Source organism: Streptomyces sp. NPDC058637 (genome assembly GCF_042717325.1).
In the GTDB taxonomy this organism is placed as follows: domain Bacteria; phylum Actinomycetota; class Actinomycetes; order Streptomycetales; family Streptomycetaceae; genus Streptomyces.
Map to the genome: position 1 here is coordinate 101,014 of NZ_JBHXRD010000016.1, position 20,421 is coordinate 121,434.

The 20,421-nt window shown below is 66.6% G+C and carries 14 protein-coding genes; 5 read left to right on the forward strand and 9 right to left on the reverse strand.

Annotated elements, in window-relative coordinates; all coding sequences use genetic code 11:
- The first annotated feature begins 1,225 nt into the window (after positions 1-1,225).
- Positions 1,226-5,548, forward strand: a complete 4,323-nt coding sequence (locus ACFWVP_RS18265) for a sacsin N-terminal ATP-binding-like domain-containing protein (RefSeq protein WP_384497773.1) — start codon at positions 1,226-1,228, stop codon at positions 5,546-5,548.
- 258 nt (positions 5,549-5,806) lie between these two features.
- Here ACFWVP_RS18265 and ACFWVP_RS18270 read toward each other — a convergent pair whose 3' ends face one another.
- From ACFWVP_RS18270 to ACFWVP_RS18285, 4 genes are all read right to left on the reverse strand, one after another.
- Positions 5,807-6,757, reverse strand: a complete 951-nt coding sequence (locus ACFWVP_RS18270; RefSeq protein ID WP_384497775.1) for a hypothetical protein — start codon at positions 6,755-6,757, stop codon at positions 5,807-5,809.
- Entirely contained in the window at positions 6,745-7,914 is a 1,170-nt protein-coding gene (locus ACFWVP_RS18275; RefSeq protein ID WP_384497777.1) for a hypothetical protein, read from the reverse strand. The genes ACFWVP_RS18270 and ACFWVP_RS18275 overlap by 13 nt, the downstream gene beginning before the upstream one ends.
- Positions 7,911-9,218, reverse strand: a complete 1,308-nt coding sequence (locus ACFWVP_RS18280) for a class I SAM-dependent DNA methyltransferase (RefSeq protein ID WP_384497779.1) — start codon at positions 9,216-9,218, stop codon at positions 7,911-7,913. The genes ACFWVP_RS18275 and ACFWVP_RS18280 overlap by 4 nt, the downstream gene beginning before the upstream one ends.
- A gap of 392 nt (positions 9,219-9,610) precedes the next feature.
- Positions 9,611-10,735, reverse strand: a complete 1,125-nt coding sequence (locus ACFWVP_RS18285) for a DUF4062 domain-containing protein (RefSeq protein WP_384497781.1) — start codon at positions 10,733-10,735, stop codon at positions 9,611-9,613.
- A gap of 65 nt (positions 10,736-10,800) precedes the next feature.
- Here ACFWVP_RS18285 and ACFWVP_RS18290 point away from each other — a divergent pair, with 65 nt between their 5' ends.
- Positions 10,801-11,253 carry a hypothetical protein gene (locus ACFWVP_RS18290; RefSeq protein ID WP_381493533.1) on the forward strand — a complete coding sequence of 151 codons (453 nt, stop codon included), beginning with the start codon at positions 10,801-10,803 and terminating at the stop codon, positions 11,251-11,253.
- Positions 11,254-11,545: 292 nt separating this feature from the next.
- On the opposite strand, the gene ACFWVP_RS18295 is transcribed toward ACFWVP_RS18290, so the two are convergent.
- Positions 11,546-14,800, reverse strand: coding sequence for an N-6 DNA methylase (locus ACFWVP_RS18295; RefSeq protein ID WP_384497783.1), 3,255 nt, complete (start codon positions 14,798-14,800; stop codon positions 11,546-11,548).
- A 27-nt stretch (positions 14,801-14,827) separates the two neighbouring features.
- Between ACFWVP_RS18295 and ACFWVP_RS18300 the strand changes: the two genes are divergently transcribed.
- Positions 14,828-15,172, forward strand: coding sequence for a hypothetical protein (locus ACFWVP_RS18300; RefSeq protein ID WP_384497785.1), 345 nt, complete (start codon positions 14,828-14,830; stop codon positions 15,170-15,172).
- A gap of 108 nt (positions 15,173-15,280) precedes the next feature.
- On the opposite strand, the gene ACFWVP_RS18305 is transcribed toward ACFWVP_RS18300, so the two are convergent.
- The 4 genes from ACFWVP_RS18305 to ACFWVP_RS18320 form a co-directional block, all read right to left on the reverse strand.
- Positions 15,281-16,054 carry a hypothetical protein gene (locus tag ACFWVP_RS18305; RefSeq protein ID WP_384497787.1) on the reverse strand — a complete coding sequence of 258 codons (774 nt, stop codon included), beginning with the start codon at positions 16,052-16,054 and terminating at the stop codon, positions 15,281-15,283.
- Positions 16,055-16,145: 91 nt separating this feature from the next.
- Positions 16,146-17,093: a hypothetical protein gene (locus ACFWVP_RS18310; RefSeq protein WP_384497789.1), complete on the reverse strand. Its 948-nt coding sequence runs from the start codon at positions 17,091-17,093 to the stop codon at positions 16,146-16,148.
- Between the two features lie 55 nt (positions 17,094-17,148).
- Positions 17,149-17,703, reverse strand: coding sequence for a hypothetical protein (locus ACFWVP_RS18315; protein WP_384497791.1), 555 nt, complete (start codon positions 17,701-17,703; stop codon positions 17,149-17,151).
- Between the two features lie 1,116 nt (positions 17,704-18,819).
- Positions 18,820-19,200, reverse strand: a complete 381-nt coding sequence (locus ACFWVP_RS18320; RefSeq protein ID WP_384497888.1) for an RHS repeat domain-containing protein — start codon at positions 19,198-19,200, stop codon at positions 18,820-18,822.
- 156 nt (positions 19,201-19,356) lie between these two features.
- On the opposite strand from ACFWVP_RS18320, the gene ACFWVP_RS18325 reads away from it, so the two are divergent.
- Positions 19,357-19,767, forward strand: coding sequence for a hypothetical protein (locus ACFWVP_RS18325; RefSeq protein ID WP_384497793.1), 411 nt, complete (start codon positions 19,357-19,359; stop codon positions 19,765-19,767).
- Complete coding sequence (locus tag ACFWVP_RS18330) at positions 19,764-20,420, forward strand: hypothetical protein (protein ID WP_384497795.1); 657 nt, start codon at positions 19,764-19,766, stop codon at positions 20,418-20,420. Before ACFWVP_RS18325 ends, ACFWVP_RS18330 begins: the two co-directional genes overlap by 4 nt.
- Position 20,421 lies beyond the last annotated feature (1 nt).

Consider the following 20,421-nt stretch of genomic DNA (forward strand, 5'->3'; position numbering starts at 1 on the left):
AACGAGGCATGGGAGGCTCCTCGTAGTGGAAAATCATTCAGGCAGCGACCGTTGCGCGGCCAGCTCCCCCTGCCCGTCCACGAGACGGCGACCCCTTGCACCCCCGTCGCCTGTATGGCCTTGAGCAGGTCGACGGTCGCGACGTTAGGGGAAACACCCCACAGCATGTTCGAGCCCAAGATGATCGCAGTAGGTAGCTCCGTCCCTGGGCGGCATGCAACAGGCGGGACGGACCTCTCAGGCTCGAAGCGGCCTCGTCAGCGGTTCTCGATCACACTGCTCCTTTGACGGCGGGACTTCCCTACGCACTGGGCGCACCGGCGTGAGACTCCCTACCGGTGGAGGCGCTGCGTACTACGGGAGCCAGACGCGCCAGAGTTCCGGTGCCGAACCGACGTAGGGCCGTGACGCTCATTTGACGCTCCGGGCGTCTGGCGGCTCTCATCCGGGACCCAAAAGCATCTCTGACCTGCTGCTTTCCTGCCCGCGTCCAGGCCCACAGCTTTCCGATGACCTCGCATGTTGAGTGCGTGGCCATCTTGGAGCCTGCTGCAAAGGGGCTTTGACCTGCGGCTTTCTTGGGCTTTCCAGATGTGGTCGGTGGTGCTCGACCTGTTTCCCGAAGTTCACCGCGTGGAGCATGTTGTAGGTAGCCGCCACGTGGCTCACCTGCGGTTTCGCAGCGGGAGCGTGAGTCCAGAACGCTCTGCTCAACTCCGTTAGAGACGGGTTCGGGAAATGTCTTGACGCTCGTTTGACGCTATTTCTGAGGGAGTGTGAGGTGGTCTTCCGGGACCAGATGGCGCGGGTCAATCGACTTGGCGGGCTCAACCCGTCGAGTAGCGCGTTAGGTCTGTTCTTTGGGCTTGGGCTATACGGCGACAGGTCTCGGATAGACGTGTGCTGATTGCGCTGGCCTCGTTACCCTGTGTCGCAGGGAGTGGCGGGGTACGTGGGGGCGGAGATGAGCACGGGGGATGCGGTGCGTCGAACGGCTGCGGTGGAGCGGGGAATTGCGTCCGCCGATGCGCTCTTCTCCATGGAGGGCATCCCAGAAGGAGCCGTCGTACCGGAGCCGGAGGGTGAGGCGGCGACTGAGGCGGCGGTCGAGCGACTCGGCAGCCGGTTCGCCCGACTGGACGGTCAAGTACGGCACGCGCTGAGACGTACCCGAGACCATGCGGGGAATCTATCGAGCGACCGTCTCCAGGGACTCTCGGAGATCGTGCAGAACGCCGAGGACCTCGGCGCCACCGATGTACGCATTCTGACGAGGGGACGGGAACTCCTCGTCGCCCACAACGGCAGTGCCGTACGGTTGCCGGACGTTCTGGCCCTGGCGATGCCCTGGCTGACGAGCAAGGCAGAGCAGGCGGAATCCACCGGTAGGTTCGGGATCGGCCTGATGACCCTCCAGTCCCTCTCCCCGCATCTGGAGGTTCACTGCGGGCATTACCGGTTCCGGGTCGGCGATCCTGACATCGCCGTGGCCAGGCCGTTCCCGTTGCCTGACTGGTTCGCGGGCGACACCTGGACGGTTCTACGGGTTCCTCTGGAGCCGGGCGTGCTCGGCGCGGACGAGGTGGACGCGTGGCTTGCCGAGTGGGGGGACAGCGCGCTGCTCTTCCTCGGCAGTGTCGGCAGCGTCACGCACCTGGACGAGCAAGGTCGTGTCCAGCACCGGCTGGCGCTCGACCGTGAGACCGGCGAGCCGTTCGAGGCCGTGGTGGGCGGGCGGAGCGCCGACGTGGAGACCGGCGAGGCACGTGCCGGCGACGGGTCCCGGTGGCTGATTTGCCGTACGACCGTTCCCAGCCCCCCTGGGATCACCCGGTCTCACAAGGCGGTGGGGTCCACCACCGCAATCGCTGTGGCTCTTCCTCTCGGACCCGATGACGCCGGGCGGATCTACGCCGGTCTTCCGGTCGCGGGCACCGCTCTGTCCCTCTGTATCAGCGCCCAGTTCGATCCGATCGCCAGCCGTCAGGCGCTCGACGACACCCCGTGGAACCGCGCACTGAATGAACTGGTGGGCGACCTGTGGACGGCCGCCGCCCTGTGGCAGTTCCGGCGGGATCCGGCACGGGCCTGGCGCGCCGTGCCGCTCCCCGACGACATGCGCGACTCCCGCGACCCGGTCGCCGCGCTGGAGCGACTACTCCTCGACCGTGCCAGGGCGGGCGTGTCCCACGGTCTCGTCCTGGACGTCCCGGGCTACGGGCCGCTCAGCCTGGATGATCTCGCGGTGGAGGACGAGACGCTGGTGGGCGTGGTCACCGAAGAAGAGATCTCCCGCGTCGCCGAGCGGACCGCCGTGCTGCCCAAGATGACGCGGGACGAGGACGGTCGATGGCGCGAGGTGCTGGCGGACTGGGAGAACCACGACAGTGCGGTTCCCGTGACGGTGGACCTCTACGACGCGCTACGCCTCCTCTACGACGAAACCCGGTCGCCGCAGGCGAACATCCGCCTCGCCGCGGTGGGACTTGCCTCGAATTTCTACTCTTCCTTGCTGTCGAGCCGGTGGCTCGTGGACAGCTCAGGGGGCCGCCACCGTGTGCCCCGGTCCGCGGAACCAGCGGTGTTCACCGACGCCCCGCGGGGCCTCGGCGCAAGTCTCGGATTCTCCCGGGAAATCCATCCGGCATTCCTCGCCGACACCGAGGAGGCGCGGTCGGTGAGGACATGGCTCCGTAAGCGGGAGGCGCTGCTGACCGACGCGGACGCGGTGGCCGTAATCCGGCGCCTCGCGGCCATCGGCGCGGCGGGGAGCAGCGGCCCGAACGTACTGCGGCTGACAGATGACCAGCTCATCGACCTGCGCGACGGGTTCGCACGCGTGCCGGACCACGAGCGTGAGACCTTGGGGCGCGACGTGGGCCACGCAATCCGGCTGCAGGGGCATCGCTATGACCGGGCCGGAAAACGAGAAGACATCGACGTCGCTCCCGCCCGGGCGTACCTACCTGCCCGACTGGACAGTTCGGAACGCGAGGAGAGCTTCGCCTTCGCCGCCGGTCGCACGGCCGGGCTGGTGTGGCTGCGGCCCCGGTACGCCGAGGTCCTGCAGCACGGCGGCGCCGGGATGGGCGCCCGTAAGTTCCTGAGGCTCCTGGGCGCGGAGACCGCGCCCAGGTTGCGCAGGCACCCGGGGGCGCGGGAACGCTTCACGCAGAGCCCGAAGGGGCTGCCGGCGGAAGTCATTTCGGGACCTCGAGCACGCACTGATGCCCTGCGCGTTCTGGAAGCGACTTTCACGCTCGACGACTACGAAAGCCCCGACCTACGTGCCGTCGTTTCTGGCATAACGGCGGAGCAGGACCCGCAGCTCCGCAGGCGCAGGGCGGCAGCGCTGTTTCACGTCCTCGGGCGGGCATGGAGCCGCTTCTCCGATCACGACGAGGTGGATGCCGTCTACGACTACTACGCATGGCAGAACCGGGGCAAGACTGCAGCTTTCTGGCTGTGGCAGTTGCGCGACATACCATGGCTGGACGCCGGTAACGGCGCACTGTCTGCCCCGGATCGACTCCGCATGCGGACCACCGGCACGGTCGCGGTGTACGGGGCGGACGACGAGCGATTCCTCCATCCCGAGATCCAGCAACTGGTCGGCAGACGCAGTGATGTGCTGCGCGCCCTGGGCATTTCTGCAGAGGCCCGCACGGAGGACCTCGTGGAATGTCTGCAGCGCCTGCGCCGACGGGAGGAAGAGGTCGGCGACCGGGATGTGCCCGCGGCGCTGATCCTCTACCAAGCCCTGGCAGAGCGCGCCTTCCGCCGTGGCGAGAGAGCCTCGGGGGAGATGCCCCTGGGCTCGGTCCTCCGGGCATTCGGCGAGGGGAGTGGCCTCGTCCTCACGGACTCCGGCTGGCGCCGGCCGAGCCAGTGCCTGCGCGGAGCGCCGCTCTTCGGTCCGCTCCGTGCGTTCGCTCCCACGTTTCCAGGCAGCGAGGAGTTCTGGCAGCGGCTCGCAGTGCGCCTGCCGACTGTGGACGACGCCACGGCCGTGATCAAGGAGCTGGCACAGCAGGACCGGAAGCAGGGTCGGGACGAGCCGGACGGGACGACCCAGTCCATCGTCCTGGAGACCCTGAAGATGCTCGCCGCTCTGGGCCGTACCCATCCCGGCGCGTTGACGGCCAAGCGCCTGGGACGCCTCCCTCTTTGGACGAGCCAGGGTTGGCGAAGCAAGCGGCCCGTGTACGCCGTCGAAGACCCAGTGGTAGCCGAGGCGCTGGGCCGGGAACGTGCGGTGTGGTACCCGGGAGCCGAATTGGAGCAGTTCCGACCGTTGATCGGAGCCCTGCGCGTGAGCGAGCTCGCCGCAGAGCATGTCACCGTGTACAGCCCTGCCCCGGCCCCGGCGGACCCGGCCGCCACAGCGCTGGTCCGGTCAGCCGTCACCCACCTCCGCGAGGACCTGCAGCGCAACGCCGCGAGCGTTGCGCAGTCCCTGGACTGCTCGTGGGACCAGCTGGCTGACCTGACTGTATGCATCGCCCCTCACCTGGCCTGTTGCCTCCATCTTCGGGACACGGGCGAGACGGTGCACGTGCCCGTGGACGCCGGGATCGACTGGCCCTCGGGCACGTTGTACGTACGTGACACTGCCGCTCTGACACGCACATCCGGGGTGGGTCGGTCGATCGCCGACCGGTTTCCGGGCAGCCGCCGCGAGGTGGCCCTCGCCTGGGGAGCAGCGTGTGACCAGGCCGAGAAGGGCCGTACGGCCGTACAACTGAGCCTTGCCGACGACCAGGTGCGGCGCGACCGGGAAGCGGCGGAGGCCGAACGCGAACGACGGCTCCTGGAACTCGGAAACGAGGTGGGCCAACGCCGTACCGAGACCAAGGCGCAGGCCGGCACGGCAGCCGGTACCTCACGCACGGCGGTGATCCTCCCGCTTGTCCCCGGGGGGCCGCCGCCCGCGACGGGGCCATCAGCCCCGCCTGCGGCTCCCGCCGCTCCACCGCGCAAGCTCGTTGACCCCGGCAGACTCCGGCTCGTCGACCCGAGCGGCATCATTACGCCACCGAGGCCCTCGGCCGCGGACGCGCCCACCGCACGGCCGAGCGGGTACACCTCGGGAACGTCCGGCCTGCCGCAGCCCCGCGCCGGATCAGCGATCCCCCAACAGCACACGCCACCGCGCGCTTACACGAGCCTGGAGCAGGAAAAGGTGGCTCTGGACGTGGTGCGCAAGGCACTCGCCGCCGACGATGACTGGCTGCGCGACCTACGAGCCCAGCGTGGCCTCGGCGCCGACGCGGTGGACGCACTGTCGAGGTTCTACGAACTCAAGGCATACAAAGACACCGAGCCGGACACGGTGCTGCTGACGCCCGCGGAATTCCAGAGAGCAGTGGAGAGTGACGACTTCTTCCTCGTCGTCGTCTCCGGGCTGGAGTCCGGGGCCGGCCCCGTCTCTGTACGCATCATCCCACAGCCGCTCCAGCAGCTGACTTGCCGTCCTAGCAGCAGTGTGACGGTTACGGGCATCAGAGGGGCGCACAGCCGGGTGTACCAACTCGAGGAGGATAGATAGGCAGCCAGCCGTGGTGCTCCTAGATGGGGCGCCGGAGGCGATCACATCCGCCAAGAGCTGCGTGTACAGCCCGGCGACGGCTTGCGATCTGGTGTGTCGGCGCCCAGCCTTTGAATCGGAGATGGTGCTGTTGAACAGGGATTGACGGGCGATGGTTGCGAGCCCGGCGGACAGCCTGTCCCAGCCGCCCTTGCCCTTCGGACTAACTAGCTCTCTGACGCCGTGGGCATTCAGTTTCCGTACTCTCGTAGCACGCCTCTAAGTGCACCACTCCGTAGGCATCTCCCGCACGAGGTAGCTCCACGGGTCGTTCCGAAGAGCCGGTGGTGGGTTTTCCTCGTACAGCAGGCGAGAGACCTCCTGGCAGACGAACTGCGTGAGGCCACGGAGGGTCACCCGCAGGTGCTCCCAGCCATGCGTGTCCTCGACGACTTTCACGAACCGTTCTGGACGACGCGCATCGTCCGTGACGTGTGACAGGGCGTTCCGGCGCGCCCCGAAGCGGCTGAAGTGGTTGTTGAGCTGGGAGAAGACTGGCTGCGAGAGCAACGGCCGCGATTCCGCAAGCAGTTCCAGAAGTGCTCGGCCGCCATCCCCGGCCCCCGGTTTCAGTGCCTCTGCGATCCCGTAACCGCGCCAGTAAGTGGACGTCTGCATCATCTCGGGCCACGGCTCGGCCATGCCCTCCAGCGCAAGGACGTGGTTGACGAGCCCGAGGTACGCCGCGACGAGGTTATCGTCGTCAGGCATGCTTGCCGGAGCGACGGGTTCGACCGGTACGTCAGTCGAACTTAGGCTGACGACTTTGCCGAAAGTCCACCCATATATGACCGGGTTGAGGACCGATGGCAGAGGCATCTTGAGGTCGGGGACCTCGCTGATCGCACGCCTAAAGACGTTCGCCCTGAGCGCCGAACTCAGCGTGTTGTCGTCGCCTGTGTTGCGAAGGCCGGCCAGTATCCAGGTAGCCAGGAGGGCATGCTCGGAACTCCCCACCGAGATGTTCCCGACGCCTTCCGCACCGGCCAGTTCCAGCTGCATCGCCCAGTACTCGTCGTAGGCGTCGGCAGCGGTACTCAGCCACGCGGGGGCGTACCCGATCTCGCTCAGCCGCTCTTCGATGTCGTCGTGCCGCTGCTTGTCCGCGGCAAGCAACCGGTACAACTCCGCGTAGACGAGGGGTGAAAGCGTGCAGCTCATGCCGTCCACAAGACCTGCTCCAATTGGTCCGCCAACCCCACGTCCGGATCGACGTCTCCTTCGAACTCGAGGGCTTCTGCAGGGATCGGGAATCTCTCGATGTCCGCCCTCCGCAAGGACGGAACCGTCATGCCCCGCAAGAACATGCGCCTCCTGGTCTGCCCCTCGCGCCCGTTCAGGAAGTGCGCGAGCGCAGGTCCTTGTGACTGGTCACGCAACCGGAGGACGAAGATGCCCGGATCCGCGACGGCCGGACGTTGTACGACGGTGGCGTACGAGTACTCGCCCACGCGGGAGATCAGGAGGTCGCCCGGGGTGATGAGGGTGACGGCGGTGGACTGCGGCGCGGCCCATCGCCGGGTCGGACGGCCCCCCAGGACACTTACGTCCACGACCGGAAGCGTGCCCGGCAGTTCCGTCGGCACCTCGAAGCTGCGGGTTGAGCGGGACGGCTTCATCTCGCGTACGAAGGAACCGAGCGGTTCGCCGTCCTCCAGGAGCTCGGGACGAGGAGTGGCGAGCATGATCCCCCAGTCGTCCCGGAGCCGAAGGTCGGCCGTGACCCACCACGTCGACTCCGACGGCTCCTCCTCGCGATGTGTTTTCGCCTCGATCGAAGCCAGCACTCCGTCGAGCCGCTGGACCTCCACAAGGGGCGGCAGGGGCACGCCCATCTCCAGCAAATCCGGCATCTTCACGGACGCCATGGTGGTACCTGTCGCCAGCGACGCCCGGCGAGCTTGTCCCGCCCGCGAGTTCAACACGGCCCAGATCCACCGGGAAAGCACCGGTTCGAGAGGCCGGAGGGCTATGAACCGGGATGAGAGGAGCGCACCGTTCAGCCGGTCGTCGACAAGAACGGCCGGCCCGGACGGCGAGGGCGGCACCAGGACATCACCACGCCGAAGGCCGCGCGTCCCGATTGTGAATGCCTTGCCTTGGTACTTGGTGCTCCGCCGCCGAATCGCCCCGGTGCGCGCCACCAGGCCAGCGGGCGCGATGACCGGGGAACCAGCGGTCGCGACACTCCCCGCCCGGACAGTGGTAACTAGTTCCCGCAATGGGACCACCGGCGCCGCTGTCGGCCAAGCGAAGGTGGAACCAACCAGGCGTCCTGGATCCCAGTCGGCCTCGCTCCGCAGATCAACTGCCAAGAAGCTGCTCATGACCGTCCTGCGGTACGTGGCCGGTCGTCTTCTGCGTCGACGAACTCCAGGACGGCGTTCAGCCCGGGACCTTCCGGGCCGAGTTGCGTCTCCCAGTCCTCACCGAGATGGGTGACCAGCGTCTCCGCGGGCTCAGCGCGGTCGATGACGACGAGAACGGAACGAACACCGGTGCCCGTGATCGCTCCTGCCGGAAGCCCGATAAGAGCGGCTACGTGGAAGTTCTCGGCCAGGAACATCCTGTACGCCGCGTACCGGTCCGCGAAGGTGAACGAGTGAGCGATATGCAGGACAGCGCGTCCTCCGGGCTTCAGCGCCCGCACACACTTGTCCAGCGCTGCGACATAGCCCTCGGACGTGGTCGATCCGTCCAGGAGAAGGTGGCGGTCGGCCAGGGAGAGACCGACAGGCGGCGCCGTGACAACGACGTCGGCTTCCGCGAAGTCCCTCTGGAAGGAGTCGCCCTTCTCGATCACCACGCGCCTCGGCGCGTCCCGACCGATCCCTGCCGCGAGTTCGGCGAGTTGTGCGTCGAATTCGTAGCCGATGAACTCCGCCGCGACACCATGCTCCGCAGCACGGTCCAAGGCCGCCCAAAGGAACGATCCGGTTCCGCAGAACGGATCCAAGACGGCGCCAGCCAGATGCTTCTCAACCAGCGCCGAAACGGCGGAGGCAACCACTCGGGGTGAGCTGAACTCTCGGTGTCTGCCACGAGAGGCGAACTCGGTCAACGCGTCCCGCTTCGCGCGCCAGAGTACGTCTGCCCGAACCGGCACGAACCCACCGTCGGGCAGTTCGATACCCGGCCTCCCATTTCGGGACGACGTCAGGACGTCCCCGGAAGGAAAGTACCGCTCGGCTGAGACCCCGGAGTTGCGGAGACGGTCCGCCTCGAACCATAGACGTTGCACCAGGAGGGAGGTAGCCAGCGACCGGTCGGTGACCAAGCCTTGCGAGCCGTGCTCGGGCGGAGTCGGGCCGTCGACCGGCTGCAAGGAACGGACACCACGGTCGGCCTTGAACCACTGCCCATTGATCACCGCGTAGTGCTCGAGCGTACCCAGCAGGTCCCGGCTGCCCGCCAGGGAGGGAAGGACGAGCTCGGGCTGCCGGAGCTTCTTGTTCTTGTACTCGACAACCGCCCACGGCACGAGTTCCCCGTCGGCATTCGACGCCCACGCCAGTACATCCGGCCGAAGGTTCGACAAGTTTTCAAGCCGCGGCTCGACCTGCAGAATCGTGTAGCCGACGGCACGCATCGCGGCACGAACCTCGGCGATGACGGACCTGTGATTCGGCATGGGGGCTCCCCTCCCTTCTGCCGCCTTCCGCAACAAGGCAGCCCGGCAGGCTATCGCGTCTGATCATGCCCTGCCAACAGAGGCGCGACATGTACGGAGGCCGGTCCGCGCCTTCGACTCGGGCACCGGTGTCGAGGCTGGGCGCGATCGGCCCGTGCGGCCCCGGAGACACGAGGTGACACTGGCGTTCGAATTGCACCCTTCCGGCCGGTACATGATTCACGCGGTGGAACTCGTCTGGACGGTCCGGTCAGGGTGGTGTGCTCAGTAGGTCGACCATCCGCTTCAGCCGCTGGCAGAAGAGGGCGTCGATCGCCAAGCCGGGGTTCGGACCTTGTCAAGCGTCAAACGAGAGCAGGCGGCGGCCGTGCCCGCTTGCTGTCGAAACGGCCTCAGGCAGCGGAGGGGTGGCGCGCGATCAGTGCCCGCGCGAGATGTTCGGCGACTTCATCGGCTCCGGCCTGCAGGGCCGCCAGGGTGACGGACTCATCGGGTTCGGTACGCAGGGCGAATGACCTGCCGAAGCCAGCCAGACTGGCTGTGCGCCGTGACTGACGTGGGTCGAAGGTATCGATGCTGGTCATAGCGGGCTCCGACACGCCAGCAGCCACCACGATGCGGTCCTGCATGATGATGTTCAACGAGCCGGTGAACTTGAGCAGTTCTGCGATCTGCTTGGGCAGGGCATGGGGATCGAGGATGGGCCCCATACTGTCCTGGGGGAGCAGGGCCCGGGTGGAGAGCTGGCCCGTCTTGTACAGGCGGACCTCTACGAACTGGCCCGGACGGGGCGTGTCCCACGAAGGGGGGCGGCTGGCCGGGACGGAGACGGCCATATGGTCCTGCGATCGGGAAGAGCTGAGGGGGACATCGTCCTCGACCATTCCGGTGAGGCGCACACGGCCCGGCAGCGAGTGGCCGAGCGCCTCCAGTTCCCTGGCCGAGTAGCCAGCAGAGTCCAGTGGTAGGACGTGCAGTTCCAGAAGGGTGGTCACGCCGGCGGTCTGCAGGCCGCCTGTACCCTCCTCGAGAGTCCAGTGCAGGGTGGGTGGTTGGGCCAGCTTGGCGAAGGCTAGGGGGGACGGGCCCGACTCCAGCTCCCGGATCTTCCCGGCGACCTTAGGGAGCAGGTCCGCGGCCGTGCGGAAACTGTCGCGGAATAAACCGGTGGCGTACGCCTCCACTACGCGTACGAACTCGTGCTGGCTGGGCTCGAAGGTCACGTTCAGCTTGCGGTAGACGAGGCGGGGCATACCTGCTTGCTGGGCTGCTACCCACTCGTCATGGGTTGCTGACTGCCCTGTCTCGGGGAACACGTGGCCGTAGTTCGGGCCTAGGAGGAAGAGGCAGGCGTCGGCGGTCGACAGAGCTTTCAGGCAGGCTTCCCGGCTCGGCGTGGTCTGAGCTGAGAAGTCCTCGAATCGGACCGGGGTGTGACCGAGAGCGCGGACCAGCCCGTCAAGGGCGTCGCGCTCCTCCTCCAGACCCTTGCGGGCACTGCTGATGAAGATCCTCACGCTACGGTGTCTCCACTGCTGAGGGTTCTGCTGGTGGCTGGTGCCAGCATTCAACTGGGGGTTTGATGGCCGAGACGTCGGAAGAGGCGATACGCGCCTATTGGAAGGAGCACCGCGAGCAACTGCGGCAGTGTGAGACCCAGCGCTCCACATTGACGAACCTCCTGCTCATCGTCACGGCAGCCCTGAGCGGTCTGATCGTCCAGCAGAAGTTCACGCTGAACGTCCTGCCTTTGTGCCTCTTCGTCGCGACGACTGGAGTCTACGGGGCTGTGGCGGTGGCCAAGTACTACGAGCGGGCCTCCTACCACCTCACCCAGGCACGGGCGTTGACCCGCGACCTGGCGGACCGGGGCGTGCTGGGGTCCGATGAAGGGCTCGCCCGAGCACGCGCGGCGCACTACCGCGAGTTTCCCCGGCTGCACCGCATTCGGCTTCACCGCCTGTGGGTGGGGCTGCACCTCGCTATAGCCCTGTACGGGCTCTCCCTCCTTCTCGTCTGTGTGATTGTCGCCTGACGACTCAGGGAGAAGGAGCACAACACACGTGCGGCGATCTGGTGCGGTCAATTGCCGCCTGAGCAGAGGCTGTCACGCTACCTGCCTGGGTCCTGTGGTCCGCTCCGCTCCTTCGCAGCACCGCCAGGTTGTCGGAGTTTCTTGATGACGACGAGTTAGGCGCCCTGTTCCCGGAGCAGCGTCGCCGTGGAATGGCAGCATTCGTGAAACCGGATCGGCCGGAGGTGGGCGTCGCCTAGAGCCGGTCCGCACCCGGCGCAGCCGCGCCAGGTCGCTCAGCCTGGCCCTGCCGCTACTCGGGCGGGCCGTACGTCATCTCCAGCGAATGCTCCTCCAGGCTGCGGAGCGTCAGCTGGTCGTCCCGGGCTTCATTAAGCAGGAAGAGCTCCCGGGTTCGACACTCCTCGCACAGGCTGACGACAGCGAACGGCCAGAGATCGACCGGAGCCCCGTAGGGGGCACTGTCCACGTAAATGCGGTCGGGCCGAAGCGGCTGGGTGCTCGACCGCTCGAACGGCTCCCAGCTCGGATGGCTGCCCCTCAGCCGGAGCCCGACTATCCGGTACGAGCCCTCGTCGAGGTACTCGCACCGCTCCACCCAGTCCCAGTGCGTCCCAGAGAGCCAGCTGACCGCACTGATCGCCCGCACGATGTGCGGTTCCAGCCGCTCGACGTCCTCCGCCAGCTGATGGCTGGCGCGGACGCCGTGCGCGTGGTGCGAGGTGTTTCTGAAATCCTTGATGTGGCCCAGTAGCGCGCGTGCGTTTCCCCGGCCGCGTACGGTGGCGAGCTGTTGGATGCGGGGCTCGATTCCCTCGGCCTCCAGCCGATCGAGGATCCAGAGCCAGGTGCCGAAGGTGGCGCCGGTCCGGAACTGCTTGCGCAGGTTCCGGGAGAAGCCGTTCGATGCGGCGAGCTCGGTGAGCGCCAGCACACCTAGCACCCGGGCCAGGCCCTCGCCCAGCTTGAGCAGTCCGTCCTTCCGCTCCGCCGGGTGCGTGCTGACCCGGTACCGACGGGACAGCGCGGCGGCGTGGTACGGAAAGCTCCACTCGGCGCGCGAGATTGGGTCGTCCAGCGGGCGCACAAGTTCGCCGATCAGGCCGGCCTCGTGGGCGGCGGCCCTGATCTCGTTCCGAACCCCCTGGACGTCCCTTTCGCCGCTGCCGAAGACGTTGGGCAAGATTCCCGACATCGTGGTCCGCAATGCGCGCCGCCCCTCCTGCACGGTCTCCAGGAGACTCTCCACCTCACTGTCGGTCACCAGGTCGACGGGGACGTGCGTGTCCAGCAGATCGCGAGCGCTGGGGTACTGACCGTTGTCCTTACGGGAGTTCAACCACTCGCAGAGCGCCTGGCCGCTACCTCGGAGCGGCTGCAGCACGAAGAGCGAGGTCGCCGCCTCGCCGAAGCCCTGCGGCAGCAGGCGCCAGTTGCCCGTCCGTCCGACGAGCATGCCGCCCGAGCACAGGGTCAGCGCCACCCCATCCTCCGGCGCGTCCGGGAGCTCAACGGCCGAGTCCGCCTCATGGAGGTCCTGGGCGCGCAGGTGCTTGGGCCGGTCGGCGCCGTCCTCCTGCTCCTCGCCGCGCTGCGGCGGGTGGACCCGCGTGGTCTCCAACCTGGCCAGGTTACGTAGAAGTTCGAACTCGCCGTCCAGTTCCGGCCGGTAGAAGAGCGCGGATGGGATCTCGCAACCCACCCGCGTCCTGCTGTCGTCGATCCAGGCATCCGGAGCGGTCGGGTGCACGTCGCGTCGGAGGTGGTCCATCGCATCCACCTGCAGCGGCAGGTGGACGAACTCGCGCAGCTCGGGATCCGGCTCGTACGCCTCGCCGATCCGCTGCGGCTCTCCGTCGCCATCGCGTACGCCGACGGCCTTGCGGACCGCCGCCTCGAAGACCTTCCCGCGCGGCCAGCTCACGCCGGCCGAGGCGACCGCCCGGCGTAGCGCCGTGACGGCCTCCTGGCCCCTCGTCCACGTCGAGCCGACCAGCGGACGCAGGGCGGCCACCAGGGCAGCTGGATCATGGGTCTTCTGTATCACGCGCGATTCGGCGAGCCGAGTCAGGACCTCCTCGGACAGCTCGTACCTGAGCCGCAGCGGTTGATCGATCGTGACGCGCTGGTACATCAGTTCGTGGGTGGAGACGACGCGGACCCGGTCGTCCGGCTGCTGGGCGGGGTCGGCGGATATGGTTTCCAGGTAGAGCTCGGTGATCTCGGCGATCTGGTCCGACGTGATGTATTTGCGCTTAGAACCGATGGAGCGGCGCATCCGCTGCCACTGGTCCTGAGCGTTCAGCAGCAGCACCTGGCCCCTGCGCTGTGCCGGCTTGCGGTTGCTGAGGACCCACAGGTAGGTGCTGATGCCGGTGTTGTAGAAGAGGTGGTCGGGCAGCGCGACCACGGCCTCGAGCCAGTCGTTTTCCACGATCCACCGCCGGATGTCCGATTCGCCGGACCCCGCACCCCCGACGTACATCGGGGAGCCGTTGAAGATGACCGCGATTCGGCTGCCGCCCTCGCCCGAGGCGCTCACCGGCTTCATCTTCGCCAGCATGTGCTGCAGGAAGAGCAGTGAGCCGTCGTTGATCCGGGGAAGACCGGCTCCGAAGCGGCCCGCGAAACCGAGCTGCTCGTGCTCCGACCGGACCGCGTACTCGCTCTTCTTCCAGTCAACGCCGAACGGCGGATTGGCGACGAGGTAGTCGAAGGCAGTTCCCTGGTGCCCGTCCTCGGCGAAGACGTTCCCGAAGGCGATCGTCGAGGTCCGGCGGCCACTGGTCATCATGGTGGCACGGGAGATCGCCCATGACTCCCGGTTTATCTCCTGGCCGTACAGCGTGACGTCCGCCTGGGGGTTCATCAACGCGATGTACGAGGCAGCCTCGGTCAGCAGGCCGGCCGTCCCGCAGGCCGGATCCAGGATAGTGCGGACGGCATGCGGCGACGTCAGGAGGTCCGAGTCGGCGGCAACGAGGAAGCCGGCCATCAGGTGGGCGACGTCCCGGGGGGTGTAGTGCTCCCCGCTCGCCTCGTTGCCGCTCTCCGCGAACCGCCGGACGAGCTCCTCGAAGAGGCTCTCCATGTGGTCGTCGGTGATCATCTGCCCCAGGTCGATCGACACGAACTGCGCGACGACGCGGTAGAGGAGTCGGGCCTGGTGTAGGCGGGTGACGGTCCGCTCGAACTCGAAGCCGTCCAGTAGTTCCCTGACGTTCCGGGAGTACCCGTCGACATGGGCCAGGAGCAACCGGTCGGCGTTCTCCGGATCGCTGAGCACGCTCTCCATGGAGAACCGGCTGGAGTTGTAGAAGGGCCAACCCGAGGCGGCCGTCAGGCGCTGCTCACGCTCCTGCTCGCCGTCGGTGCGCTCGGCCTCATCGAGCACCGCCTGCCGGCTCGGGGCCAGCAGGCAGTCCAGCCGACGCAGCACCGTGAACGGCAGGATCACCCGCCCGTACTCGGAAGACTTGAAGTCGCCGCGCAGCAGATCGGCCACCGACCAGACGAGCTTGGACAGATGCCCGGTGCCGTCACTCATGCTGTCCTCCGCAGGCCGGTGCCCTCCATGGGATTGATCATCCCATGGCGGTGGCCGGGTCGGCCCACGAACGACGACGCCGAGGACGAGCAGGAGGGCGAACACGCCGACCATCCCGTACTGGACGAAGCTGCCGAGGATCGTGCCGACATCGGGTCCGCCGCTCGCCTCTTCGGCTGCAGCCAGGAGCGCGATCAGGTCAGGGATCTAGGGGAGCTCCTTGCGTGGGTGTGCGCAGGAAGATCCGGCGTGGGTCTGGGCATGCAAAAGGCCCCGGCCTGGGGACCGGGGCTTCGGGGGAGAAGACCAATCCAGATCGGCAGTTTCGGTGCCCAGGAACTGCTCAATCTTCATGCGGAAGGTCTTCTCTGAGGGCACTGCACCATCGAAAAACGTTGAGACCTGGAACGCGGCCAGATCATCAGCATGCTTGACGTCGACCCCAGAGGCTTCAAGCTCATCCCGAGTGGCCAGCTTCAATTAGCACATGGGGCAACGCAGGGCAATGACCGTGAAGTGGGGGGTCTCCTCCGTGCCCTGGTTCACTGAGAGAACGTGGGCTGCGCTCCTACAAGCTGGACACGGCTCGCGGATCGCGATCTCAACGCCGTTCTCCGCGTAGCGCACCCCGAAGCCGCCCAGCTCCAACTGCTCGACTGCAAGACGGTCCTGAAGATGTTCAGGAAGGTCCGAGAACCGATCGTCATACCGGTGTTTCGCCTGCCTGATTCTGACCTGCACGTTCCGATAGATCTCGCCGCGCTTGTTGTCCACGGCCATGCGGGCAGCGGTCGTCCACCGGCCCCAGAAGGCGTCCAGCGGGCCTCCGAGGTCCCCGAGCAGCGTTTCGACGGTCTTGGCGAGGATCGGCAGGAAGTCCTTGGCGTCCTCTTCGCTCCCCGTGTGGGCAACGCCATTCCGCACATCGATCAGCATGTCCAGCTCCTTGTCCAGAGCCAGGACCTCCAGCGTTCGTAGACGAGATATCGCCTCTGACGCCCCAATCGTGCGGACTTTCTTCGCCTTTCGGTGACCGCCCATGTAGAACAGCATGTCCACGCTGGCGTTGCCTCTGATCTCCACGAGGTAGACCGGATTCTTCGAAACCAAGACGGCCTTGGCGAGGCGCTCCACGGCCACACCGGCGTGCAGCGCGAACTCGTTGTACTCCTCGCGCCCGTGGTCCTCCATGGCTCGGTGCGCGGCCTTCTTGGCACCCTCGCAGAAGCTCTCGAACGAGAGCGAATCGTCCATGAAGGGACGGTATCCGCCCCTGTAGTACAGGGCGATGGAATTTAAGAAGACGCGGCCCCGACTCTGGGAGCCGGGGCCTTCGACGTGACGATCAGCCTGTCCTGGTCTTGCCGATCACGAGGCGTGCCTGTTCCTCCGGGGTGAGGGTGGGACCGTGGGATACGGACACCGTGGTGGTCAGTCCGGGGGTGTTGACCTTCCGCAGGGCGGCCATCTCGTCCGGACAGTGCACCTCGAAGTTGCACAGGTAACAGCCGAAACCGTTCGCGGTGAACGTCGTCTCCGTGGTCGTATGGCCAATCGGCTCGAAGGTGAGGAGGCCCTGACCGCCACAGGCCGGGCAGTTGCCGCCCGAGGTCTTCAGGACGAGCAGGTCTCCGTCCCTGACCTCCATCGGCTTGGCGAACCACTCCTCCTTGCGGGGCTGGGGTGTCTTGAGAGCGCCTTCCTTTACCTCCGCCGGGAGACCCACGAACCGGTTCTGGAACGCCTGCCGGGCCTGGACCATCCGGAGCTGAACCTCGCGGAAGACCTGGTCCTCCTGCGCGTTCACAGCGTTCTTGACCGGGTCCGTCCACCGTTCCCAGAACTCGACCAGCGGCTTGCTGAGCTCGTCAAGCAGCGTCTCGATCGTCCGGGCGAGTGGAGTGATCATCCCCTTGGCCAGGGTGCTGTCCGATGCAGCATGGGCTGCGCCGTTGCGTATCTCGATCAGCAAGTCGAGATCGGTATCGGCCTTGAGCACACCGATCTTTCGGAGTCGCCTGATGGCCTCCGTGGCCCCGACAGTGCGGACTTTCTCCTCGTCCAACTGAACATGTCCGCCGAGATGCATGACCATGTCCGTACTGTTATTACGGATCTCCGCGACGTAGACCGGATTCTTCGCGGCGAGGGCCGCCTTGGCGAGCTTCTCGACCGCGACACCGGCGTGTAGCGCGAACTCGTCGCACTCCTGGCGGCCATGGTCGTCCATGGCCTTGTGGGCGGCCTTCTTGGCGCCCTGGTAAAAGCTCTCAGACGAGAGCGAATCGTCCATGTCGGGACGGTAGCGGCACCTGTGCCACACCCGCGACGGGTTACGTGCTGTTTATCTAAGCTGACGGCTGCCCCACCTGAATCGGCAGAGTGGGCGGGCAGGCGATGGCCGCCATTTGGGCTGCTGGCAGCGACTTCAGCGGTGGCCACGTCAGCGTGGCGCCGACAGGCCACAGCGGATGGAACATGGGATGAGGGTCGAAGGGCGCGAGAACCTGATCGTCACTGAGGGACCCGGCCCGGACCAGCTGAATCAACAACCAGCCGATCCTCAGTGTCGAGATATACGTCGGGTTCGCGGTAGGGTCTGGCCCGCTGTACTGAGGGCAAACGAATTCCACCATGGCTGAACCCTCGTCGTTCTCCCAGGGCTCCATGGCACCGATTCTGGTGATCATGAAGCGACTAGGCTCACGATCGTGATAGAAGGCGGCACAGTCCTTCAGCGGCAGCATCTCCAACCTGGGATGCTTGTTCTGGCCTGAGAACATGAACATGGTCTTTAGGGACCAAGAGGCCAGCGCCCTCTGGTCCTCTGGGGTCAGCGTGACCGCTCGTCCGTTGATCAAGTCGGGCAGGAACGGACGCACCTCGTTTTCGAGTCTGTTCATCCATCCGTTGTTGCAGGATGCACAAACGATCTTGACTGTGGCGTCGAGAGCCGAGGCGACGTGTTGGACCCGGGTTGATTCTGTCTCTCTGATGTGGAGGGCCCGAGAGCCGCCGGGCGGCAACGCAGACTTGAGCCACCTGGGGAGTGTGTGCTCCTTCGTCAGCGGAGTGGCGCCACAGAAGACACAGGTACGAGCCATGCCGAGGACCGTACCGCCGCCTGTAGTACAGGGCGATGGATTTTAAAGACCCGGCCCCAGGGCGAACCACACCCAGGAAATCCCCAGGGTCGGGGGTGGGGGACAAACCTCGGGAGAGCTGGCCGGCTCGGTGGGCTCGGGCATGAGCTGGGCGTCTCCGTTGGCGTCACCACTGTCGTCGGTCGTTCCTCGGCAACCGTCGATCAGCCGACCGGACGTCAGCCGTCGTTCTCTCTCAGTGAAGCCGCTCCACCTGTCCAGACCTCATATCTGCAACGTGCTCCGCACCAGACATAAACGCCAGACCTGATGAAGCACTGCTCGCTGAATTCCGCCCGTTCCCTCTCGTCCGCCGCAGCTGGCGCGTTCGGGCGCGGGCGGCCTGTCCCGAAGCGCGAGTAGAAACTGTCTGGCGTGACGCTCGTTTGACGCTCCGAGTTCCCGTACGCGGGACAGCGGGCGGATAGGCTGCCCCTGACCTGGGCTTTTTCGTGACCCGTCCAGGTCGATCCCTTTCCGATGACGTCGCATGTTGAGTGCGTCGCGATTCTGGAGCCTGCTGCAAAGGGGCTCTGACCTTCAGTTTTCCCGGGGTTCTCAGGCATGGCGGGATGCGCTCGACATGTTTCCCACCGGGGGGCGGGTCGAGTTGACGGCTCGACCCTTTAGACGTCTGAGCTGCGAATTCATCAGGAAGACGCTTGCAGCGGCGATGCTCTCAGGAGCTTGTTCGGAGATTCTTGACGCTCGTACGACGCTCGAATCGGGAGTCTCAACCTCACGGACGTCTCCGGCTGGGTGCGCAGGACCACGTCGATGTACCGGTCATTGCCAAGCGCCTGTCGGCCTGGGTCCCCGTTCCCGACGTTCGACGACGTGAGGCCCGGGCGTGCGCCCGGGCCTCACGCATCCTGCTCAGGTCAGGCCGGAACCGGGCAGTAGGCGCAGACCAGGCCCCCTGCAGCGGCAACTCCACGATCTCCGGGTGCCCTGCGACTCGTGCAGCGATTCCCTGGTAGGTACAGGCGAAGCCGCGGGTGTTGGTGAGGTCGCCGACCGAATTGTAGACGAAGTCCTCGGCGATCTCCGCGTCGGCTCGGGGGCGTGCGTCCGGAGTCGTCGGGTCCGAGAGCGACGAGGGGCCTGGTGTCCGAGTAGTCGATCCTGACCACCGGGGCCGCGGCTGGCGTACGTCCGGGTGGTGGAGCCGCGGGGCGTCGTCACCCTGACCGGATTGCTGTCCGCGTCGTACGCGTAGGTCGTCGCCCGGCTTAGGGGGTCGGTGACCGACGTCAGGCGGTGCGCCGCGTCGTAACCGTACGTAGTGCAAGAGCTGTTGGCGTCGGTGCTTGACCAATCACGCTGTGCGCGTCTTCACAAGAACTGCTGCTCCACGAGATGCGTCTTGATCTACGGTTGTGCACCATCCGCGATAAGAACGGGGGAGGGGCCATGGAGCAGGCAAGGACAGCTCTTGCCGAGCGGATAGGCAAGCAGAGGGCGGGGGACGGCGACCCGCGGGCTCTGGTCGGTGAGATGCGCCGTTCCATCATCCTGGTGCCGGTGGTCGGCGGCGGACTGTGGTCGGCGTGGTCAGGTGGAGTGCGCTGGGTCTGCGGGTTCACCGACGAGGCGGCGCTCGCCCGGTTCGCCCTCAGCCACGCTTCCGGTGACCGGCCCATGGAGTACGCGGCGCTGCTGGGTGCCCGGATCGTGGACGAGGTGGTGCCGTCGCTGGACGGGCCCGCCGGGTTGGCCGTCGACATTGCGACCGAGGACGGGTCGATGTTCTTCCCGCCGGCTGCCGGGATCGTGCCGGACGCTGTCGCGTTGGACGTGGGCTCCGAAGGGAGCGGGCGATGAGCGCAGACGGTGGGGACCTCAGCTTCGGCAAGGCGTCCGTCGTTAAGTTCACGCAGGGCTTGGGCTCGACGATCGACCAGCTCGGTGAACTCGGTGGGTCGACCGGTTCGGTGATGGGCAAGGGCTTCTCGGAGCTGTCCATGACCGGGATGGAGGCCGGGCACCACGGCCTGTCCGTCGACTTCGAGGACTTCTGTGAACGCTGGGAGTGGGGTGTGCGAGCCCTGGTGGGCGACGCCAGTGCGATAGCCGACCGACTCGGACTTGCGGCGGGCACCCAGTGGGAGCACGACCAGTACATCGAGGGCACGTTCAAGGTCGGCGTGAACTCGGTGATGGGCGGGAGCCCGCACGCCACCGAGGAGGAGATCACCCAGCAGGGTTGGGGCGACGTGTTCACTCCGGATTACCTGGACCCGGACTGGAGCGCCGATTCGTTCGAGCAGGCCGGTCAGGAGATGGAGCAGACGTGGAAGGACACCGGCCGCACTGTCCTGACCGAGGGCCAGGGCGGCCAGCGGTCCGAGATGCTCAAGGACGAGCTCGGCCTTTCCGACGACCAGTGGAACCGGGCGCTGGACGACGCCTTTGGCCCGTCGCCGGAGGAACGCGCCCTGCGGGCGCAGCAGCAGACTGAGCCCGGGGGGAACTGAC

What these genes read in the sequence shown, in the direction of transcription:
- ACFWVP_RS18290 (WP_381493533.1), top strand. Translation starts at nt 10,801, where the DNA reads ATGGCCGAGACGTCGGAAGAGGCGATACGCGCCTATTGGAAGGAGCAC.
- ACFWVP_RS18305 (WP_384497787.1), bottom strand. Translation starts at nt 16,054, where the DNA reads ATGGACGATTCGCTCTCGTTCGAGAGCTTCTGCGAGGGTGCCAAGAAG.
- ACFWVP_RS18325 (WP_384497793.1), top strand. Translation starts at nt 19,357, where the DNA reads ATGGAGCAGGCAAGGACAGCTCTTGCCGAGCGGATAGGCAAGCAGAGG.
- ACFWVP_RS18300 (WP_384497785.1), top strand. Translation starts at nt 14,828, where the DNA reads ATGGGATTGATCATCCCATGGCGGTGGCCGGGTCGGCCCACGAACGAC.
- ACFWVP_RS18295 (WP_384497783.1), bottom strand. Translation starts at nt 14,800, where the DNA reads ATGAGTGACGGCACCGGGCATCTGTCCAAGCTCGTCTGGTCGGTGGCC.
- ACFWVP_RS18280 (WP_384497779.1), bottom strand. Translation starts at nt 9,218, where the DNA reads ATGCCGAATCACAGGTCCGTCATCGCCGAGGTTCGTGCCGCGATGCGT.
- ACFWVP_RS18330 (WP_384497795.1), top strand. Translation starts at nt 19,764, where the DNA reads ATGAGCGCAGACGGTGGGGACCTCAGCTTCGGCAAGGCGTCCGTCGTT.
- ACFWVP_RS18315 (WP_384497791.1), bottom strand. Translation starts at nt 17,703, where the DNA reads ATGAACAGACTCGAAAACGAGGTGCGTCCGTTCCTGCCCGACTTGATC.
- ACFWVP_RS18275 (WP_384497777.1), bottom strand. Translation starts at nt 7,914, where the DNA reads ATGAGCAGCTTCTTGGCAGTTGATCTGCGGAGCGAGGCCGACTGGGAT.
- ACFWVP_RS18310 (WP_384497789.1), bottom strand. Translation starts at nt 17,093, where the DNA reads ATGGACGATTCGCTCTCGTCTGAGAGCTTTTACCAGGGCGCCAAGAAG.